This window comes from Flavobacterium frigoris PS1 (assembly GCF_000252125.1).
Classification (GTDB): Bacteria; Bacteroidota; Bacteroidia; order Flavobacteriales; family Flavobacteriaceae; genus Flavobacterium; species Flavobacterium frigoris_A.
This window is the reverse complement of record NZ_AHKF01000019.1, coordinates 56,900-73,601: the sequence shown is the minus strand read 5'-3', so window position 1 is coordinate 73,601 and position 16,702 is coordinate 56,900. Positions and strand designations below refer to the sequence as shown.

General features: G+C 33.1%; 18 protein-coding genes. 15 read left to right on the top strand and 3 right to left on the bottom strand.

Features of this window, described 5'->3' with window-relative positions; all coding sequences use genetic code 11:
* Nucleotides 1-89 precede the first annotated feature (89 nt).
* Together HJ01_RS12455 and HJ01_RS12450 are read left to right on the top strand one after the other, a co-directional pair.
* Nucleotides 90-836, top strand: coding sequence for a class I SAM-dependent DNA methyltransferase (locus HJ01_RS12455; RefSeq protein ID WP_007138796.1), 747 nt, complete (start codon nucleotides 90-92; stop codon nucleotides 834-836).
* A gap of 118 nt (nucleotides 837-954) precedes the next feature.
* The gene (locus HJ01_RS12450; protein WP_007138795.1) at nucleotides 955-1,488 is read left to right on the top strand and encodes a hypothetical protein; all 534 of its coding nucleotides are present in this window, start codon (nucleotides 955-957) and stop codon (nucleotides 1,486-1,488) included.
* A 72-nt stretch (nucleotides 1,489-1,560) separates the two neighbouring features.
* Here the strand turns inward: HJ01_RS12450 and HJ01_RS12445 are convergent, their stop codons facing one another.
* Nucleotides 1,561-1,911, bottom strand: a complete 351-nt coding sequence (locus tag HJ01_RS12445; RefSeq protein WP_007138794.1) for a 4Fe-4S dicluster domain-containing protein — start codon at nucleotides 1,909-1,911, stop codon at nucleotides 1,561-1,563.
* Nucleotides 1,912-2,045: 134 nt separating this feature from the next.
* Between HJ01_RS12445 and HJ01_RS12440 the strand changes: the two genes are divergently transcribed.
* The 6 genes from HJ01_RS12440 (at nucleotide 2,046) to HJ01_RS12415 (ending at nucleotide 6,649) form a co-directional block, all read left to right on the top strand.
* Nucleotides 2,046-3,104: an acyl-CoA reductase gene (locus HJ01_RS12440; protein ID WP_007138793.1), complete on the top strand. Its 1,059-nt coding sequence runs from the start codon at nucleotides 2,046-2,048 to the stop codon at nucleotides 3,102-3,104.
* 93 nt (nucleotides 3,105-3,197) lie between these two features.
* Nucleotides 3,198-4,268: a 3-phosphoserine/phosphohydroxythreonine transaminase gene (gene serC, locus HJ01_RS12435; RefSeq protein WP_007138792.1), complete on the top strand. Its 1,071-nt coding sequence runs from the start codon at nucleotides 3,198-3,200 to the stop codon at nucleotides 4,266-4,268.
* A gap of 118 nt (nucleotides 4,269-4,386) precedes the next feature.
* Complete coding sequence (locus HJ01_RS12430; RefSeq protein ID WP_007138791.1) at nucleotides 4,387-5,337, top strand: D-2-hydroxyacid dehydrogenase; 951 nt, start codon at nucleotides 4,387-4,389, stop codon at nucleotides 5,335-5,337.
* Nucleotides 5,338-5,436: 99 nt separating this feature from the next.
* Nucleotides 5,437-5,592 (top strand): hypothetical protein, encoded by a 156-nt coding sequence (locus HJ01_RS17665; RefSeq protein WP_007138790.1) that lies wholly within the window; start codon nucleotides 5,437-5,439, stop codon nucleotides 5,590-5,592.
* A 281-nt stretch (nucleotides 5,593-5,873) separates the two neighbouring features.
* Entirely contained in the window at nucleotides 5,874-6,308 is a 435-nt protein-coding gene (locus HJ01_RS12420) for a DUF6146 family protein (protein ID WP_007138789.1), read from the top strand.
* Nucleotides 6,309-6,340: 32 nt separating this feature from the next.
* Nucleotides 6,341-6,649, top strand: coding sequence for a DUF6787 family protein (locus tag HJ01_RS12415; RefSeq protein ID WP_007138788.1), 309 nt, complete (start codon nucleotides 6,341-6,343; stop codon nucleotides 6,647-6,649).
* Between the two features lie 5 nt (nucleotides 6,650-6,654).
* Here the strand turns inward: HJ01_RS12415 and HJ01_RS12410 are convergent, their stop codons facing one another.
* Both HJ01_RS12410 and msrA read right to left on the bottom strand, forming a co-directional pair.
* Nucleotides 6,655-6,948 carry a hypothetical protein gene (locus HJ01_RS12410; RefSeq protein ID WP_007138787.1) on the bottom strand — a complete coding sequence of 98 codons (294 nt, stop codon included), beginning with the start codon at nucleotides 6,946-6,948 and terminating at the stop codon, nucleotides 6,655-6,657.
* 46 nt (nucleotides 6,949-6,994) lie between these two features.
* The gene (gene msrA / locus HJ01_RS12405; protein WP_007138786.1) at nucleotides 6,995-7,543 is read right to left on the bottom strand and encodes a peptide-methionine (S)-S-oxide reductase MsrA; all 549 of its coding nucleotides are present in this window, start codon (nucleotides 7,541-7,543) and stop codon (nucleotides 6,995-6,997) included.
* A 147-nt stretch (nucleotides 7,544-7,690) separates the two neighbouring features.
* Between msrA and HJ01_RS12400 the strand changes: the two genes are divergently transcribed.
* From HJ01_RS12400 to HJ01_RS12365, 7 genes are all read left to right on the top strand, one after another.
* A complete protein-coding gene (locus HJ01_RS12400; RefSeq protein WP_007138785.1) occupies nucleotides 7,691-8,353 on the top strand; it encodes an ABC transporter ATP-binding protein in 663 nt (220 codons plus the stop codon).
* A gap of 58 nt (nucleotides 8,354-8,411) precedes the next feature.
* The gene (locus HJ01_RS12395) at nucleotides 8,412-9,176 is read left to right on the top strand and encodes a TIGR02757 family protein (RefSeq protein ID WP_007138784.1); all 765 of its coding nucleotides are present in this window, start codon (nucleotides 8,412-8,414) and stop codon (nucleotides 9,174-9,176) included.
* Between the two features lie 753 nt (nucleotides 9,177-9,929).
* Nucleotides 9,930-10,298, top strand: a complete 369-nt coding sequence (locus HJ01_RS12385) for a response regulator transcription factor (RefSeq protein WP_007138782.1) — start codon at nucleotides 9,930-9,932, stop codon at nucleotides 10,296-10,298.
* 30 nt (nucleotides 10,299-10,328) lie between these two features.
* Nucleotides 10,329-11,432: a HEAT repeat domain-containing protein gene (locus HJ01_RS12380; protein ID WP_007138781.1), complete on the top strand. Its 1,104-nt coding sequence runs from the start codon at nucleotides 10,329-10,331 to the stop codon at nucleotides 11,430-11,432.
* A gap of 1 nt (nucleotide 11,433) precedes the next feature.
* On the top strand, nucleotides 11,434-12,870 hold the full coding sequence (locus HJ01_RS12375) for a glycosyltransferase family 2 protein (RefSeq protein ID WP_007138780.1): 1,437 nt from the start codon (nucleotides 11,434-11,436) through the stop codon (nucleotides 12,868-12,870).
* A gap of 25 nt (nucleotides 12,871-12,895) precedes the next feature.
* Nucleotides 12,896-15,334, top strand: coding sequence for a sulfatase-like hydrolase/transferase (locus HJ01_RS12370; RefSeq protein ID WP_007138779.1), 2,439 nt, complete (start codon nucleotides 12,896-12,898; stop codon nucleotides 15,332-15,334).
* Nucleotides 15,331-16,596 (top strand): YaiO family outer membrane beta-barrel protein, encoded by a 1,266-nt coding sequence (locus tag HJ01_RS12365; protein ID WP_007138778.1) that lies wholly within the window; start codon nucleotides 15,331-15,333, stop codon nucleotides 16,594-16,596. The genes HJ01_RS12370 and HJ01_RS12365 overlap by 4 nt, the downstream gene beginning before the upstream one ends.
* The last annotated feature ends 106 nt before the right edge of the window (nucleotides 16,597-16,702 follow it).

The following is a 16,702-nucleotide window of genomic DNA, read 5'->3' as shown; positions in this document are numbered from 1 at the left end:
ACATTTTTAACCGATTCTATTTTTGTATTACCGCCTGCATTACAATATCTGTTCGAACATCAGTAATGTATACCTCTAAACCGAAAATTATGGCAACTCTTTATCACGGAAAAATGGCTGCAATATACGATGCCATGTATCAGACCTTTGTTGATTATGATGAAGAGTATGAATTCTACAACAGCTTTATCCAAGAACATAATTGTAAATCCATTCTGGAAATAGGCAGTGGAACAGGCAACCTTGCTAAACGATTTAAAGAACACCACCAAGATTATACAGGACTAGATTATAGTGAAAGCATGATTGCAATTGCTCGAGAAAGAAATAACAACGTTACTTTCATTCAAGGGGACATGCGGGATTTTAATCTTGAAAAACAGGTTGATGCTATTATTATTACCGGGCGTTCCACTAGCTATCTGACAACAAACGAGGATATCAACGAAACTTTAGCTTCCCTATTCAACAACATCTCAGACGAAGGCATTATTGCATTTGATTTCATAGACGCCAACAGGTTTATCCCCTATATCAATAAAAATCAAAAAATCATACACCAAGCACAGCACGAGGGAATAAACTACACCAGAGAAAGCCACTGGGAAACGACTACCGCAGATAATTTTATGGTGGATTGGACGGCAAAATACTACACCAATTTAAATGGTAAAAAAGACCTAATAGCAGATGATTTTTCTACAGTCCGCGTTTTTACACTAAACGAAATACAACTGTTCCTCTATATAAATAATTTTGAAATCATAAAAACCGTAGACCGAAAAACATATGCCTATGACACCTACGTCATTGTTGCACAAAAAAAGAAATCTTAAAAAATTAGAAGTCTAATTATTTTTAGTGTGAATAATGCAATAATTAATGAAAATTGTGTAATAAATTAAAAGCCATGTAGTTGTAAATTTGTAAAGTAAATCATTAAAATCAAATATCATGAAAATTATAGTTTTAGGAATGGCTGCTTTTTTATTTTCCTTAAATATTCAAGCACAAAATAAGAATGTAAAAACAGAAGTCAAAACCAATATTACGACAATCAAAAATTCTCAGGGGGAAAAGAAATTAGTTGAAACAAAGGAAATTAAAGAGGTTCAAAATTTAGAACTAAATGATGCCGATTCAAGTATCTTAAATAAAGACGTAAAAGAAAGTCCAGTTGAAGTGACAGCAACCACTAAAATTACAGCAGACGGAGTTACTAAAGTAATTGACGTGGACAGATCTGCATACTATGAACTAGACGGTAAAAAATATCAAGTATCTAGCGATAAAAAAGGATATTCAGTATTCATGCCTGATGGAAAAAAATCTGCCGTGCTAAGAAAAACATCTAACAACAACTATATTTACAAAGCTGGAAACGTAACTTCATTTGGTCATTTTAATTCTGATGGCAATATGATACTAGAAACCTATGATGACAAAACAGATACTATTACAATTACAACATATCATATTGAAAAGTAATTCAAAGTAGATTTAAGCATAAAAAAAATCCTGAGTTAAGAACTCAGGATTTTTTTGCTTTATATCTACAAGCTATTCGTTGTGTAAAAACGCTTGTCTATTCAGTAAAGTTTCCTCTGTCTCTACGTGATTATCATCAGGAATACAACAGTCTACCGGACAAACTGCAGCACATTGTGGCTCGTCATGAAAACCTTTACATTCTGTACATTTTCCCGGAACGATGTAATAAACTTCGTCTGAAATTGGTGTTTGGGCTGCATCAGAATCCACCTCAGTTCCATCAGGTAAAACTACTTTTCCTGCCAGTTTGGTCCCGTCTTTATATCTCCAATCGTCTGCTCCTTCGTATATCGCAGTATTTGGGCACTCTGGTTCACATGCGCCACAATTAATACATTCGTCTGTTATTATAATTGCCATTTGCTATATTATTTGTTATTCGGGTCAAAAAAAATCCTATTAAGTGACTTTTGACTTTAAGACTTTTGACTTTCGACTTATTAAAGCTTATTTTTGTACAAAATTACAATCAAAACAATTCATAAGCAAACATAATGACATTAGAAACAAAAAAAACTGTTTTTGTTGAATTAGGAAGATTTTTAAGTCAATTTTCTGAAGACAACAGTTCAAAAAAAGAAACTGTTCTGCACAACGATCTGTTTTTTGACGATTTCATCAAATTAATAAAACTATCCCAGTCTCATAATGGATGGTATACTCCTGAACAGGTATACTTTTCTATTCAATCGTGGGCCAAAGCGCTGAAGCGAGAAAACTTAGACATATGGTTGTCTGGTTATAAAATTGACGCCGTGAAACCAAAAAACATTGCGTTAATCTTAGCAGGGAATATTCCATTAGTTGGTTTCCACGATTTCTTGTCCGTTTTGATTACTGGTCACTCTGTACTGGTGAAAACATCTTCAAATGACCAACATTTACTTCCTTTTCTGGCCAAATACATAATAGCCGTTGAACCCAAATTTGCTGATAAAATCACATTTGTTGAGGGAAAATTAGAGAATTTTGACGCCGTTATTGCAACCGGAAGTAATAACACAGCCCGTTATTTTGAATACTACTTTAAAGACAAACCGTCCATAATTAGAAAAAGCAGAAACTCAATAGCCGTATTAAATGGTACCGAAACTAAGGAGCAGCTAAGCGCTCTAGGTGAGGACATATTTAGATATTTTGGCTTGGGATGTCGCAATGTATCGAAGCTTTTTGTACCAAAAGACTATACATTTGACAGCTTTTTTGAAGCTATTTTTGAATACCAAGATGTAATTCATTATGAAAAATATGCCAACAATTACGATTATAACAAAGCTGTGTTTTTAATGAGTAATTTCAAGTTATTGGACAACGGATTTTTAACTTTAAAAGAAGATAAAAGCCACGCCTCTCCTATTTCGAGTGTGTTTTACGAATTTTATGATGACATCGTAGATCTACAGACTCGTTTAAAGTCAGAAGACGAACAAATACAGTGCATCGTTAGTAATAATCTGATTGAAAACAGTATTATTTACGGAGAAACACAAAATCCTCAATTATGGGATTATGCAGATAATGTCGATACTATAACGTTTTTGTTAACAATATAGGTTAAAAATGTTTTATTTTTCCGAATTATTTAACGCTTTTTAAAGTCCTAATGTCGAAATTTGCGTTTTAATTTTTCGGACATAAACTACACCATGAAAAAACACAACTACAGCGCAGGACCATGCATTTTACCACAAGAAGTTTTTGATAAATCAGCACAAGCTATTTTAAATTTTAATGATTCCGGCTTATCCATTTTAGAAATTTCGCACAGAAGTAAAGATTTTGTTGCAGTAATGGATGAAGCGAGATCACTTGCACTTGAACTATTAGGACTGGAAGACAAAGGATACAAAGCTCTTTTCCTTGCTGGTGGAGCAAGTCTTGAATTTCTAATGGTACCTTACAACTTAATGAAAGAAGGTGGTAAAGCTGCTTATCTTGATTCAGGAACTTGGGCCAGCGGAGCGATAAAAGAAGCTAAATTTTTTGGAGAAACTGTTGTTGTCGCTTCCTCAAAAGAAGAAAACTACAATAATATCCCAAAAGGATACAGTGTACCTGCTGATGCAGATTATTTTCACTGTACAAGTAATAACACCATTTTTGGTACACAAATGAAAGAATTCCCATCGCTTGACATGCCAATTGTTTGCGATATGAGTTCTGATATCTTTTCTAGAGTATTAGATTTCTCTAAATTTGATATCATCTATGCGGGAGCACAAAAAAATATGGGCCCTGCAGGAACTACTCTTGTAATTGTTAAGGAAGAGATTCTTGGGAAATCAGGAAGAATTATTCCAAGTATATTGGATTATGAAAAACACATTAAAGCCGAGAGTATGTATAACACTCCTGCTGTTTTTCCAGTTTATGCTTCATTATTAACTTTACAATGGTTAAAAAAACTAGGTGGAGTTGCAGCAGTTGAAAAATTGAATAACGCAAAAGCTGAGTTACTTTATAACGAAATAGACAGAAACCCATTATTTAAAGGAGCTGCAGCAGTTGAAGATCGTTCAAACATGAATGCCACTTTCTTATTGAATGATGCAGCACACACAGAGACTTTTGATACTATGTGGAAAGCAGCAGGAATCTCTGGAATACCAGGACATCGTTCTGTAGGTGGTTACAGAGCTTCTATGTACAATGCAATGCCAATAGAAAGCGTTCAAGTATTGGTCGATGTAATGAAAGCTTTAGAAAAAGCAATTTAAAAATTAAAATATTGAATGATTTAAGTATTTGAAAAGTCAATTTATAATCATTCATAACACTAAATAATAGATTGAATCTTTAAATTTTTAAATTTTCCAATCGTAAAATATAAATAAAATGAAAGTACTAGCAAACGATGGAATTTCAAAAAGTGGAATTCTTGCTTTAGAAAAAGGTGGATTTGAAGTAATAACTACAAAAGTAGCACAAGAACAAGTAGCTAATTATGTGAACGAAAACAACGTAAGCGTAGTTTTAGTGCGTAGTGCAACTAAAGTTCGTAAAGATATAATTGACGCTTGCCCAGGTCTAAAAATAATTGGTCGCGGTGGTGTAGGAATGGACAACATTGATGTTGACTATGCAAAAAGCAAAGGGATTCATGTAATCAATACGCCTGCATCTTCATCTGAATCAGTAGCAGAATTAGTTTTTGCTCACTTATTTTCTGGTGTTCGTTTTTTACATGACTCAAACAGAAATATGCCTCTTGAAGGAGATTCAAACTTTGATGGTTTGAAAAAAGCGTACGCAAATGGTGTTGAATTAAGAGGAAAAACATTAGGAATTGTAGGAATTGGACGTATTGGTCAAGCTACTGCAAAAATGGCTCTTGCCTTAGGTATGAAAGTAATTGCAGCTGATAGTTTTATCCCTACAGTTGATGTAAAAGTAGAATTCTTTGACGGACAGTCAATCACAACAACAATCGTTTCTCAATCACTTGAGTCTTTATTCAAAGATGCAGATTTCATTACTTTACACGTTCCTGCCCAAGATGGTTATATCATCGGTGAGAAAGAATTAGCTATCATGAAAGATGGTGTAGGTATTGTAAACTGTGCTCGTGGTGGTGTTATTGATGAAGTAGCATTAGTAAAAGCACTAGACAGCGGAAAAGTATTATTTGCAGGATTAGACGTTTTTGAAAACGAACCAACTCCTGAAATGACTATTTTAATGAATCCTAAAATTTCATTAACTCCGCATATTGGAGCTGCAACTGGAGAAGCTCAAGATAGAATTGGAACAGAATTAGCTTCACAAATCATTAGCTTGATTGGGTAAATAATTTAATTTTCAGCTATATACACGAGTGGGTTTGTTAAATTATTTTAACGAACCCACTTTTTTTTGTAAATTATAAGCCGAACTACGAAGTGTAATATGTTTGAACAATTAGAACAATTTGGAATTAATGATATAGGTACATCTGGAGTAGCCTCTAAGCTAATCCCACAAATATTCAGAGCATTTGTTGGAAAGGCTAAATGCCCGAATGATTCCAGTTTTAAAACATCTGATATTATTAGCGTTATTTAGGGTGCCGCTGATAACGCAAGTACTGTGCATGCTAATTCTAAGTGCATAGGGTAAATTTTGTTTAGACCAAAATGTTCATGAAAAAGTAAATCTAAGTGATGCGATGGATACTGTCAACAAAAAAGGTGGTGGAATTCGCGGAATGCTAGCTAGTTTATTTGGAAAATAATACATTCAATAATACTAATATAAATCATTTACTGGTCGCAAATGATTTATTTTTGCTAAAACACTAATAACCAAACATTAATTTTTGTAACTTTAATTCTAATTTTTCAAACATGAAAAAAAGTTTCTTCATCTTAACTATCATTATAGTTTCTTTTTATAGTTGTAAAACTTCCAACACAACTATAGCTAAATCAGATAATCCTATCGCCACACAAAACGATACGGTCCGAATCGCTAATGATGAATTAGAATATGAGGTGATCATTATTGACATCGGTTTTACAAGCTGGCTGGCTTCAAGAGCTTTTCCCAGAGGGTATCATTCCCAGAGTTATATGGCAAATAAAAACAGCCTTTGGATTAACGAATGGAATAATCGCGTTTTACAACCTTTTCGATATAATCCCGATTTATATGAAATGACCATCGCCTACGACTCGAATATTGATTACGGATATGAAGTCAATTATTTAATTTATAATTATTTGGTTTATTTTCAAAATACATACAAACAAAAACTTTTTGGTTATGTTCCTGCGAGATAATGTCACTATATTTGTATTCATTATAAATAAAAATGAAGGCATTAAAAAAACGTTGGGGCATTGACTCAAATTTCCAACTGACAATTATATTTATCGTTTTTGCAATTACAGGGTCCACATCAGCGTGGTTGTCAAAACCTGTCTGTATTTGGTTGGGTATCCTAAAAGAAGACTTCGGCTTTTGGCACACACCAGCACGATTGCTTATCATTTTTCCGCTATACCAAGTTTTATTAGTATTGATTGGATTTCTCTTTGGACAGTTCAAATTCTTTTGGGCCTTCGAAAAGAAAATGCTAAAACGTATGGGATTGGGTTTCCTTTTTAACGAAAAAAAATAGCTTAACTATTGGCTTTTCTTTATCACATAATTATAAATCCAAGTTAGCGTAAAGGATGGTATAATATCCGTAAAGGGAATAATTTCTTCTAGAAATGTAACTACTCCCCCCACTTTTCCAACAGTCCCTTTATACATCCTTGTCATTAAATAAGCCGCTGTTGGCGCCCAAATCACATCGGAAAACTCGCCAACCATTGGTACGGTAAAGGACAGCATACCAATCGCGTCAAAAAAAACCCCTAAAATTAGATTTCTATTTTTAACACTTTTATCATCTACAATAGTTTTCCTTTCCATTTTAAAGTAAAATTTTATTACCTCTAATAAAGCAAAAGTAATGCCACTACGCTTTTAATTTATCCTGAAAATACTTCTTAAGCTTATCTATCTTTGGTGTAATAACGTAAGAACAATATCCCTGTGTTTTATTTTCATTGTAGTAATTATTATGATATTCTTCTGCCTTATAAAATATAGAAATTGCTGAAACCTGAGTTACGATAGGTTGACCAAATGTATTTTCTCTTGACATTAAAGAAATATACTCTTCAGATATTTCCTTTTGCATTTCATTGTGATAAAATATTTCACTTCTATATTGAGTTCCCACATCATTCCCCTGACGATTTAAAGTAGTTGGATCATGCGTTGCAAAAAACACCTCCAATAGTTCCCCAAATGATATTTCATTAGAGTCGTATGTAATTTGAATTGCTTCTGCATGTCCCGTTTCGCCGCCACAAATCTCTTTGTAGGTAGGATCTATTGTTTTTCCGCCTATGTATCCCGAGACAACACTTTTAACGCCTTTTAGCTCTAAAAAAACTGCTTCTGTACACCAAAAGCAGCCACCAGCAAACGTTGCCACTTCTGTTCCTTCTTGTAAACCCATTTTAATGTTTTCTTTTAGTTAATAAAAATTCTACAAATTCAAATTTAGGGTATTAAATACACTAGGCCGATTCTTATTAACTAAATTTTATTATTTGCCCATTATATAATCCTAAAAATCTTTGTTTCTTTGTACAAAATGCCTCTAATGATACATGCAAAAAATTTACATAAATATTACGACCAACTTCACGTTTTAAAAGGAGTCGATTTGCATATTCAAAAAGGAGAAATCGTTTCTATAGTAGGAGCTTCTGGTGCTGGTAAAACTACGCTATTGCAAATTCTTGGAACTTTAGACAAACCTACTCCCGAAAATGAAATCATGCTGCGCATCAACGATGAGGACATTTTGACGATGAACGACAAAAACTTATCCAAATTTAGGAATTTAAACCTTGGATTTATATTCCAATTTCATCAACTTTTGCCTGAATTTACGGCTCTAGAAAACGTGTGTATACCTGCTTTTATTGCTAACAAGCCAAAACAGGAAACCGAAACGGAGGCTAAAAAATTATTGGACTATTTGGGACTTTCTCATCGAATAAATCACAAACCAAATGAACTTTCGGGCGGTGAACAGCAAAGAGTCGCTGTTGCGAGAGCGTTAATAAACAAACCTGCTATCATTTTTGCCGATGAGCCTTCAGGAAACCTTGATACAGCATCTGCAGAAAATCTACACCAATTGTTCTTTAAGCTACGTGATGAGTTAGGACAAACTTTTGTGATTGTTACCCATAATGAAGAGTTAGCCAATATGGCCGATAGAAAATTAGTAATGATAGACGGCTTGATTAGTAACTAAATTATTTTAAGGTTCATTTGCAACGAGAATCACTTTAAAAATTACCCACTAAAAAAAAATGAATCATTCTGATCTCAAATCCTTCCTTGACGAGAAAGTCATTCAATACAATACCCTAGATTTTATAGCAAGTGATCCCGTGCAGATTCCGCATTTATTTTCCCAGAAAGAAGACATCGAAATTGCGGGTTTCCTGAGCGCTACAATAGCTTGGGGCAATCGAACAATGATTATCAGAAACTCTCATAAAATGATGGATTTAATGGGGAATGCTCCATATGATTTTGTGATGTCTCATACGGAAGAAGATTTAGAAAGACTAGAATCATTTGTCCATCGTACTTATAATGCACAAGATTTTGCTTTCTTTATAAAGAGTTTAAGAAACATTTATCAAAACCATAATGGGTTAGAAGCTGTTTTCGCAAGCAAACAAGAATTCCAAACAATGCAACAAAGCATTTCCGAGTTCAAAAAAATATTCTTCGAAATTCCGCATCAATATCGTACACAAAAACATGTTTCTGACCCCATGAACAATTCTGCGGCTAAACGAATCAACATGTTCCTGAGATGGATGGTACGCCAAGATAATAAAGGGGTCGATTTGGGAATTTGGAAAACCATATCTCCAGCCTCGCTTTCTTGCCCATTAGATGTCCACTCCGGAAATGTGGCGCGAAGACTGGGATTAGTGACCAGAAAACAAAATGACGGAAAAGCCGTAGCTGAATTAGACATTAAACTTCGTGAATTTGATAGTATAGATCCTGTTAAATATGATTTTGCACTCTTTGGTTTGGGAGTATTTGAAGGATTTTAAAAGAGCAAAAAGTTAAATTATTGTCAATGTGCCTTTTTATTTATATTTTTGTGCCTTAATATTTTAAGTTCTTACTTCCCTGTTTACCTTCAGTTTCAGTGATTAAATTTCTTGATATTACCCCCAAATACCCAAAAAGAATGCCTACTTACAACTATGTTTCAAATAGAAACTTTTATTTTTCAACAAATAAAGTTTTGCCACATTTTAATATTGATAATTTTACTATTATCATATTTAAAAATTGGTATAACCTAGGATATTCAGCTACGGTCTTATTATATCGTTTTCTAAACTTCACGACATCACCCAACAATCATTTAAGTCAGTTTTCGAAATTCGTATTTTTGCGGAAAAGTTATTGCTATGAGCATAAAAAAAATGTAGATAAAAAAATTCCGAAAACAGCTACCTTTTATCGAAAAATCCGCCATAATTTTTTCATCAGTAAAAAAAAATGTGGCGATTAAGATTTTTTTATTATAAAACAATGTATTTCAATACATTAACACGAAGTCAAACCGGAGTAATTAATGCTTGTTAATATTGAAATAGTCAATTTCGAATATTAATTTAGAATAAAAAACATTGAGGCAACATTAGTCATAAATAAAAACCAGCATCAATCAAATTACGTAGATTAGGGAACACCGAATAGCTAGAAAATATAAAGATTAAAATTTACTATTCAATAGAACAAATAAGAATAAATAATTACACATCGGGAGTTAACTGATCAAACTAGAATACATTATGAGTGAACTGCAAAAAATTGTTTTGGCCGAAGACAATTCATTACTTTCTTCTTTACTGAAATTCCGATTAGAAAAAGAAGGGTACAAATTGTTAATAGCTGACAACGGTAAAAAAGCTATTGAACTAATTGAAGAACATAAACCCGAGTTGATTTTGACGGATATTATGATGCCTTTTATTAGCGGATTGGAAGTGATTAGTCATGTAAGATACAAATTAAATATGCTAACCCCTATAATTGTTTTTTCTGCAGCCGGACAAGAAGAAATAGTTTTAAAAGCTTTTAATTTGGGTGCCACTGACTTTATGAGTAAGCCCTTTAGCCCCAATGAATTGGTTATTAGAATAAAAAGACTACTTAGGTAATCTCTCAAATAACTACCTGAAGTAAACTCGATGAATAACGAACAATCATTTTTTGAATATCTACAAAATTCTCCACCTATCATTGAATTGGTCTGGTTGATGATTAGTATTTTTCTTTTGTCTATTTTTATTTCAATCATTTACTTAAAATATTTAAGAAGCCATTTGAGAAATAATGAAAGAATACGTGGTACTTATCAAATGAAATATGAGTTAAACCTTATCACCTATTTGTATTCTGGGAATGAGGACCAAGAAATCAGTCCCCAGCAACAAATCATTATTAATAAATTAAAAAAGGACCTCTCTGACCCCTTTAAAAGAAGTATTATTGTTTTAACACTACTCAAATTAAAAAATGAAATATCTGGAGAACTAGACGAATCAATTCAAAAACTTTATTTTCAAACTGGACTTATTAATTTTGCTATATCTAAACTGAGAAGTAAAAAATGGTATGTAGTCGCCAAAGGTGTCAGAGAACTAACACAATTTCATATAAAAGAAGTTCACGATGAAGTTATTACCTTGATTAACCATCCCAAAAATGAAGTTCGTAAAGAAATGCAATTATATTTGGTGAATTTATTTAGTTTCAAAGGGCTTGATTTTTTAGATCTGTTACAAACTCCATTATCTGAGTGGGATCAAATTCAATTACTTGAAGTGCTCCAGCGTTTTGACGACCAACAAGTTTTTGATATTAAACCTTGGTTGAAATCTTCAAACGACACAGTAGTCATTTTTGCCTTAAAGCTTGCTGACATTTACATCCAGTTTCAAGCGAAAGAGGATCTTATTGAACTATTAGCTCACAAAAATGAAAAAATAAGAATCGAATTACTTAATGTTTTAGGGAATTTGAATATCATAGTAGCAAAAAGTATTGTAATGAGCAATTTTAGCGAATGTAGTCAAGAAGAACAAATCGCCTTTTTCAAAATGATGGAAAAAATGCCTGAAAGTGATGATGAACCATTTTTACTTGAATATATTCACCATGAAAATTTTGAAATTAAGCTGTCCGCTTTAAAAAATTTGAAAATGATCAATTCAAGTACATTCAATATTCACAAGCATTTAGGAACAGATCCAGATTTTATTAGAATTGTTGAATTTTTAGAACACAACTAATATGGAAATCAATACTATTGAAATTTTTCTTGTAATTCGTTATATATTTTTTGTTTATGCCATTACAACAATAGGCTCGTACATTGTTTTGGCAATAATTTCTGCGACAGAAACCATAGCATATATGAAAAAAAATAGCTTTGTTAACTACAAAGAAATATTATCTTCTACTATAGCACCTTCCATCTCAATTATAGCGCCGGCTTACAATGAAAGCTTGAATATTATTGAAAACGTACGTTCGTTATTATCTAATCATTATGTAAATTATGATGTAATTATAGTAAATGACGGAAGCAAAGATGACAGCTTAGAAAAACTAATCAAAGCTTATGACTTGATAAAAGTAGATTTTCTTGTTAATGAACAAATCCCAACAAAACCACTTAGGGCAGGCATTTTTAAATCCACGAATCCGGCATTTGAAAAATTGATTGTCGTAGATAAAGAGAATGGTGGAAAAGCAGATGCATTAAACACAGGCCTAAATTTAAGTAATAATAAGTATGTCGCTTGTATAGATGTAGATTGTTTATTGCTCGAAGAGGCACTTCAAAAAATGGTAAAACCATTTTTAGAATCTACAGATACCAAGGTAATTGCCGCGGGAGGAGTAATCCGAATCGCAAATTCCTGTATAATCAAAGATGGTAAATTAATAGATGTTAATCTGCCAAAAAAAATGCTCGAAAAGGGCCAAATTCTGGAGTACATACGCGCTTTTTTATTAGGCCGAATGGCATGGAGTAGACTTAATGGATTACTAGTTATTTCAGGAGCCTTTGGCATGTTTGACAAAAAGATAGCCATTGAAGTTGGAGGCTACGATACAAAGACGGTTGGAGAAGACATGGAGATTATTGTTCGAATGAGAGGATTTATGGAGGAGCAAAAAGAGAAATATAAGGTAGCATATATTCCTGACCCCTTATGCTGGACAGAAGCCCCCGATAATTATAAAATATTCATTTCTCAAAGAAACAGATGGACCCGAGGTACAATTGAAACACTCAGAAAACATCGAAAAATTGGGTTTAATCGTAAATATAGATCCATGGGTCTTTTAAGTTATCCATATTGGTTGTTTTTTGAAAGATTAGCACCGTTAATCGAAGTCCTAGGATTATTGTATTTTGGGATTCTTGTCGCACTTAAACAAGTAAGGTGGGATTATACGGCTGCGTTTATCATTATGGCCTATTTGTTTACAGTCTTATTTTCCATTGTTGCCATTTTATCGGAAGAACTCACTTACCATCAGTATAAGAAGAAAGGAATAGGATTTAATTTATTAAAGATCGCTTTCTTAGAACCTTTTGCTGTTCATCCCTTTATTGTCTATTCCGCTGTTGTAGGAAACATAGACTACTATTTTAACAAAAAGAAGAAATGGGGAGAGATGACAAGAAAAGGAATGACAAATACCGAAAAAAAATAGACGAAAGAAAACAAATATCCATGCCATGAAAATTAAATTATCTTTTAATACTACTTCAAATTATATTTATTTAACACTCTCGCTAATCTTTACATTTTGGCTGATTACTTTATTTGAAATATATTCTATTGCATCAAATGGTATAGAAGTAGAAGTTGCGACCACTTTAGCATATAAATTAATTAATGATTTCTGGACTGGACTAATTATTGGTTTATTGCTTTTACCTCTGTATGTAGCCTTTCTTTTTATCAAAAAGCCATACAATGATATTGCTATTAAAATACTATTTTGTGTAATTATAATAGGTCAATTTGCCCTGGTAAAATACAGTCTTACCACGCTAATAAACCTTGGGGCTGATATCCTAGGATATTCTATGGGGGATATGTACACAACCGTTACCGCTTCAGAATCATTGTCCTATCTGTATTTCTTTCCTTTTATTCTATTTCCAGTTCTTTACTTGGGCATCAATTTAGGAGTAAACACTGTTTTGATGAGCGATCCGAATGAGCGAAAAATTTATATTATTTCGGGTTTAGCGATACTCACTCTGGGCAGTTTAAAGTTTATTATTCCTGAAGTTTCAAATGCTCCTTATCAAAACAAGTTATCCTTCTTTACTGCTGATATCATCCGCTTTCAAAATGATAAGAACTTAACCAATTCAGCAAGCCTATTTTATAAAAAGGACTATCCTCTAGTCCAGTCTTTTAAATCATCTGAAGATGTCTTGTCTCCTTTTTTTGAAATACATGAAGAGAAGCCAAATATAGTAATGATCATCGTAGAAGGATTAGGAAGTGAATTCACAGGCAAAAATGCTTACAGAGGATTTACACCTTATCTCGATTCCTTAATTCCAAAATCATTGTATTGGGAAAATTTCGTCAGTAATGCTGGTCGGACTTTTGGCGCTCTCCCTTCCTTAATAGGATCATTACCATATGGAGAAAAAGGTTTTTTGGAATTAACCCCCTTACCCTCTCATGTTTCACTAATCAGTGTTTTAAAAGCCAATGATTACACTACTTCGTATTACAGCGGTGACGAATCTAGTTTTGATAGAAAAATTAATTTCTTAGAGTACAATGGAATCGATAATGTTATCGACATCAATAAATTTGGTCCTGGTTACGTAAAAACAAAAGAAAATTCTGGAGGATTTTCATGGGGCTACCCAGATGCTGAAATCTTCAGAAAAACATTGTCAGAAATTGTTGGTAAAAAAGAGCCGAGATTGGATATTATTATGACGCTTACCAATCACGAGCCTTTTGATTTCCCTTCAAAAAATGCTTATTTAAAAAAGGTAGACAGCATTGTGAATTCCAACAAGAATCTAGGCGCTTCAGCATCCGAAATAAAAGCGTACAAAGATATTTTTGCTTGTTTACTTTACACGGATAATTCCATCAAAAACTTTATGGAATCCTATGCTAAAAGACCCGAGTTTAAAAATACAATTTTCATTATTACAGGTGATCACAGACTGATTCCAATACCCCAAAGAGATAAATTAAGCCGCTTCCATGTTCCGTTTTTCATTTATAGTCCCATGCTAAAAAAACCGGAAACATTTAAATCCGTTTCATCACATTGGGACGTTACCCCTAGTTTACTTTCTTTTTTAATGAATAACTACAAGTTCAACAAGATGGAGAAAACTGCCTGGATGAGCCAAGGATTAGACACTACAAAACAATTTCGAAATATGCACCACATCCCTTTAATGCGCTACAAGGGAAGTATTAACGATTATATTTACAAGGACTATCTCTATTCTGATGGAGAATTATTTAAAATAAACTCCAATTTCAACATTAGCAAAATTGAAGACGCTGCTGTTTTAAAAACGGTTACCGACTCTTTACAAGAGTTCAAAAGATTAAATGCCTACTTAACACAGAAAAACAAAATCATCCCGAATTCTTTAAATATATACACACAACCTGCTTTTGAATTTTCAGCAAAAGAACTAGTTGTTATTAAAAAATTGACAAAAGATTTGAATTTTGACGAGACATTCTTGTTAGCCAGAGAATTTGCTTTTAATAAAGAGCGAGAAAAAGCACGATTACTTTGTAATTATATTTTAAATGAATTACCTAATTATGGCGATGTAAGAACATTAAAAGCACGAACATTAGCTTGGGATGGCGATTACAAAAATGCCGAATCCGAATTATTGAACGTAGTAAAAAGAACTCCCTTTTACAATGACAGCTACCTCGCTTTAATGGACGTATATTGGTGGTCTGGCCAAAATGAAAAAGGAATTGCAATTGCTAAAAAAGCAATGAAAAATGATGTAAAAACACCAGAACTCGCACTTAAATTAGCCCAGGCTTATAAACGAACAAACAACATTTCAAAATCAAATAAAATCATTGATAGTATCATAAAAAAATATCCTAAAAATGATGATTTCCTAAATTTCAAAAAATCCCTAAAAGAATGATTTCAAAAACAGTAATTAAGCTCAGTTTTATAGTTGCCTTTGCTTGCGTGTTCCAAACATATGGACAAGGAAAAACCTATAATGGTAATCCAGACACTTCTTTTGAGACTGCACGTCAATTGGCGTTCAATGACCACAGGAAGCAAGCTCAAGATACTCTATTGTCTATTTTGACAAAATACCCAGACTATCATGATATTCGTTCTTTTTTAGCCTCTACCTATTCTTGGGATAGTGAATACAAAAATGCACGAAAAGAATTTGCTTATGTATTAGAGAAAGATCCTCAGAACAAAACTACATGGATTGCTGCAATAAAAAATGAAATCTGGGGAGAAAAACCGTACACTGCCTTAGAAATGACCACTGAAGCATTGAAACAATTTCCAGATGATGCCGAGATATTATATTTGAAAGCAACAGCACAAGAAAATACAAAGAACCCTTTAGAAGCTTTCAGTACAGTAGAATATATATTAGACAAAAACCCCGAAGACCAAAAGGCTAAAGACTATAAAGCTAATTTAAGTACAACGCTTAGAAATAATACAATTGGAATTATAACGGCAGTAGATTTGTATTCAGAAGTCTTTGATCCGATGCAATATTATACTTTAGCTTACGGCCGACAAACAAAATACGGAAGCGTAATAGCTAAATTTAACTTCAACAGAAGGTTTAATGAAAATGGAACTCAATTTGAATTGGATATGTATCCAAAAATTGCAAAAGGAGTCTATGCTTATCTGAATGTGGGTGTAGCAAATACGTTCCTTTTTCCAGATTTAAGATATGGCGCCGAGCTTTATAAATCATTACCTAAAAGCTTCGAAGTTTCACTTGGATTCCGTTCTCTAAAATACGATACAACGACTAATATATATACCGGTTCGATAGGATGGTATACTGGAAACAGCTATTTGTCTATCCGCCCTTATTTTACACCAGGCGACAATGGCACCAGTTCTTCTGGAACTTTTACGTACAGAAAATACCGAAGCGATGCTGATAATTACCTAGGTTTTACTTTTGGAATGGGATTTTCTCCAGAAATTAACCAATTTAATTTCAGCGCAAATCAAAGCGCAATTGTGAATCTAAAATCCCAAAAACTAAATATGGGCTATTATTTTACGACCGCAAATAAAAAAAATGCCTGGGGAGCACAATTTGGTGTTACGCACCAAGAAATCACCTTCGATCAAGGCAATTACTTTTGGATTTACAATATTACTTTGTCATGGGATCTTCGTTTTAAATAAAAATATTATCGTTAGAGATATCTTTTAAATTCATTGATTAAAGGCAAAAAAAAAGCAATTAGTATCTTTACTTTCAAAAAGACTATCTTTGCAAAAAATTTAAGCA

What these genes read in the sequence shown, in the direction of transcription:
- HJ01_RS12385 (WP_007138782.1), top strand. Translation starts at nt 9,930, where the DNA reads ATGAGTGAACTGCAAAAAATTGTTTTGGCCGAAGACAATTCATTACTT.
- HJ01_RS12410 (WP_007138787.1), bottom strand. Translation starts at nt 6,948, where the DNA reads ATGGAAAGGAAAACTATTGTAGATGATAAAAGTGTTAAAAATAGAAAT.
- HJ01_RS12400 (WP_007138785.1), top strand. Translation starts at nt 7,691, where the DNA reads ATGATACATGCAAAAAATTTACATAAATATTACGACCAACTTCACGTT.
- HJ01_RS12420 (WP_007138789.1), top strand. Translation starts at nt 5,874, where the DNA reads ATGAAAAAAAGTTTCTTCATCTTAACTATCATTATAGTTTCTTTTTAT.
- HJ01_RS12395 (WP_007138784.1), top strand. Translation starts at nt 8,412, where the DNA reads ATGAATCATTCTGATCTCAAATCCTTCCTTGACGAGAAAGTCATTCAA.
- HJ01_RS12415 (WP_007138788.1), top strand. Translation starts at nt 6,341, where the DNA reads ATGAAGGCATTAAAAAAACGTTGGGGCATTGACTCAAATTTCCAACTG.
- HJ01_RS12450 (WP_007138795.1), top strand. Translation starts at nt 955, where the DNA reads ATGAAAATTATAGTTTTAGGAATGGCTGCTTTTTTATTTTCCTTAAAT.
- serC (WP_007138792.1), top strand. Translation starts at nt 3,198, where the DNA reads ATGAAAAAACACAACTACAGCGCAGGACCATGCATTTTACCACAAGAA.
- HJ01_RS12440 (WP_007138793.1), top strand. Translation starts at nt 2,046, where the DNA reads ATGACATTAGAAACAAAAAAAACTGTTTTTGTTGAATTAGGAAGATTT.
- HJ01_RS12370 (WP_007138779.1), top strand. Translation starts at nt 12,896, where the DNA reads ATGAAAATTAAATTATCTTTTAATACTACTTCAAATTATATTTATTTA.
- HJ01_RS12430 (WP_007138791.1), top strand. Translation starts at nt 4,387, where the DNA reads ATGAAAGTACTAGCAAACGATGGAATTTCAAAAAGTGGAATTCTTGCT.
- HJ01_RS12455 (WP_007138796.1), top strand. Translation starts at nt 90, where the DNA reads ATGGCAACTCTTTATCACGGAAAAATGGCTGCAATATACGATGCCATG.
- HJ01_RS12375 (WP_007138780.1), top strand. Translation starts at nt 11,434, where the DNA reads ATGGAAATCAATACTATTGAAATTTTTCTTGTAATTCGTTATATATTT.
- HJ01_RS17665 (WP_007138790.1), top strand. Translation starts at nt 5,437, where the DNA reads ATGTTTGAACAATTAGAACAATTTGGAATTAATGATATAGGTACATCT.
- HJ01_RS12445 (WP_007138794.1), bottom strand. Translation starts at nt 1,911, where the DNA reads ATGGCAATTATAATAACAGACGAATGTATTAATTGTGGCGCATGTGAA.
- HJ01_RS12380 (WP_007138781.1), top strand. Translation starts at nt 10,329, where the DNA reads ATGAATAACGAACAATCATTTTTTGAATATCTACAAAATTCTCCACCT.
- HJ01_RS12365 (WP_007138778.1), top strand. Translation starts at nt 15,331, where the DNA reads ATGATTTCAAAAACAGTAATTAAGCTCAGTTTTATAGTTGCCTTTGCT.
- msrA (WP_007138786.1), bottom strand. Translation starts at nt 7,543, where the DNA reads ATGGGTTTACAAGAAGGAACAGAAGTGGCAACGTTTGCTGGTGGCTGC.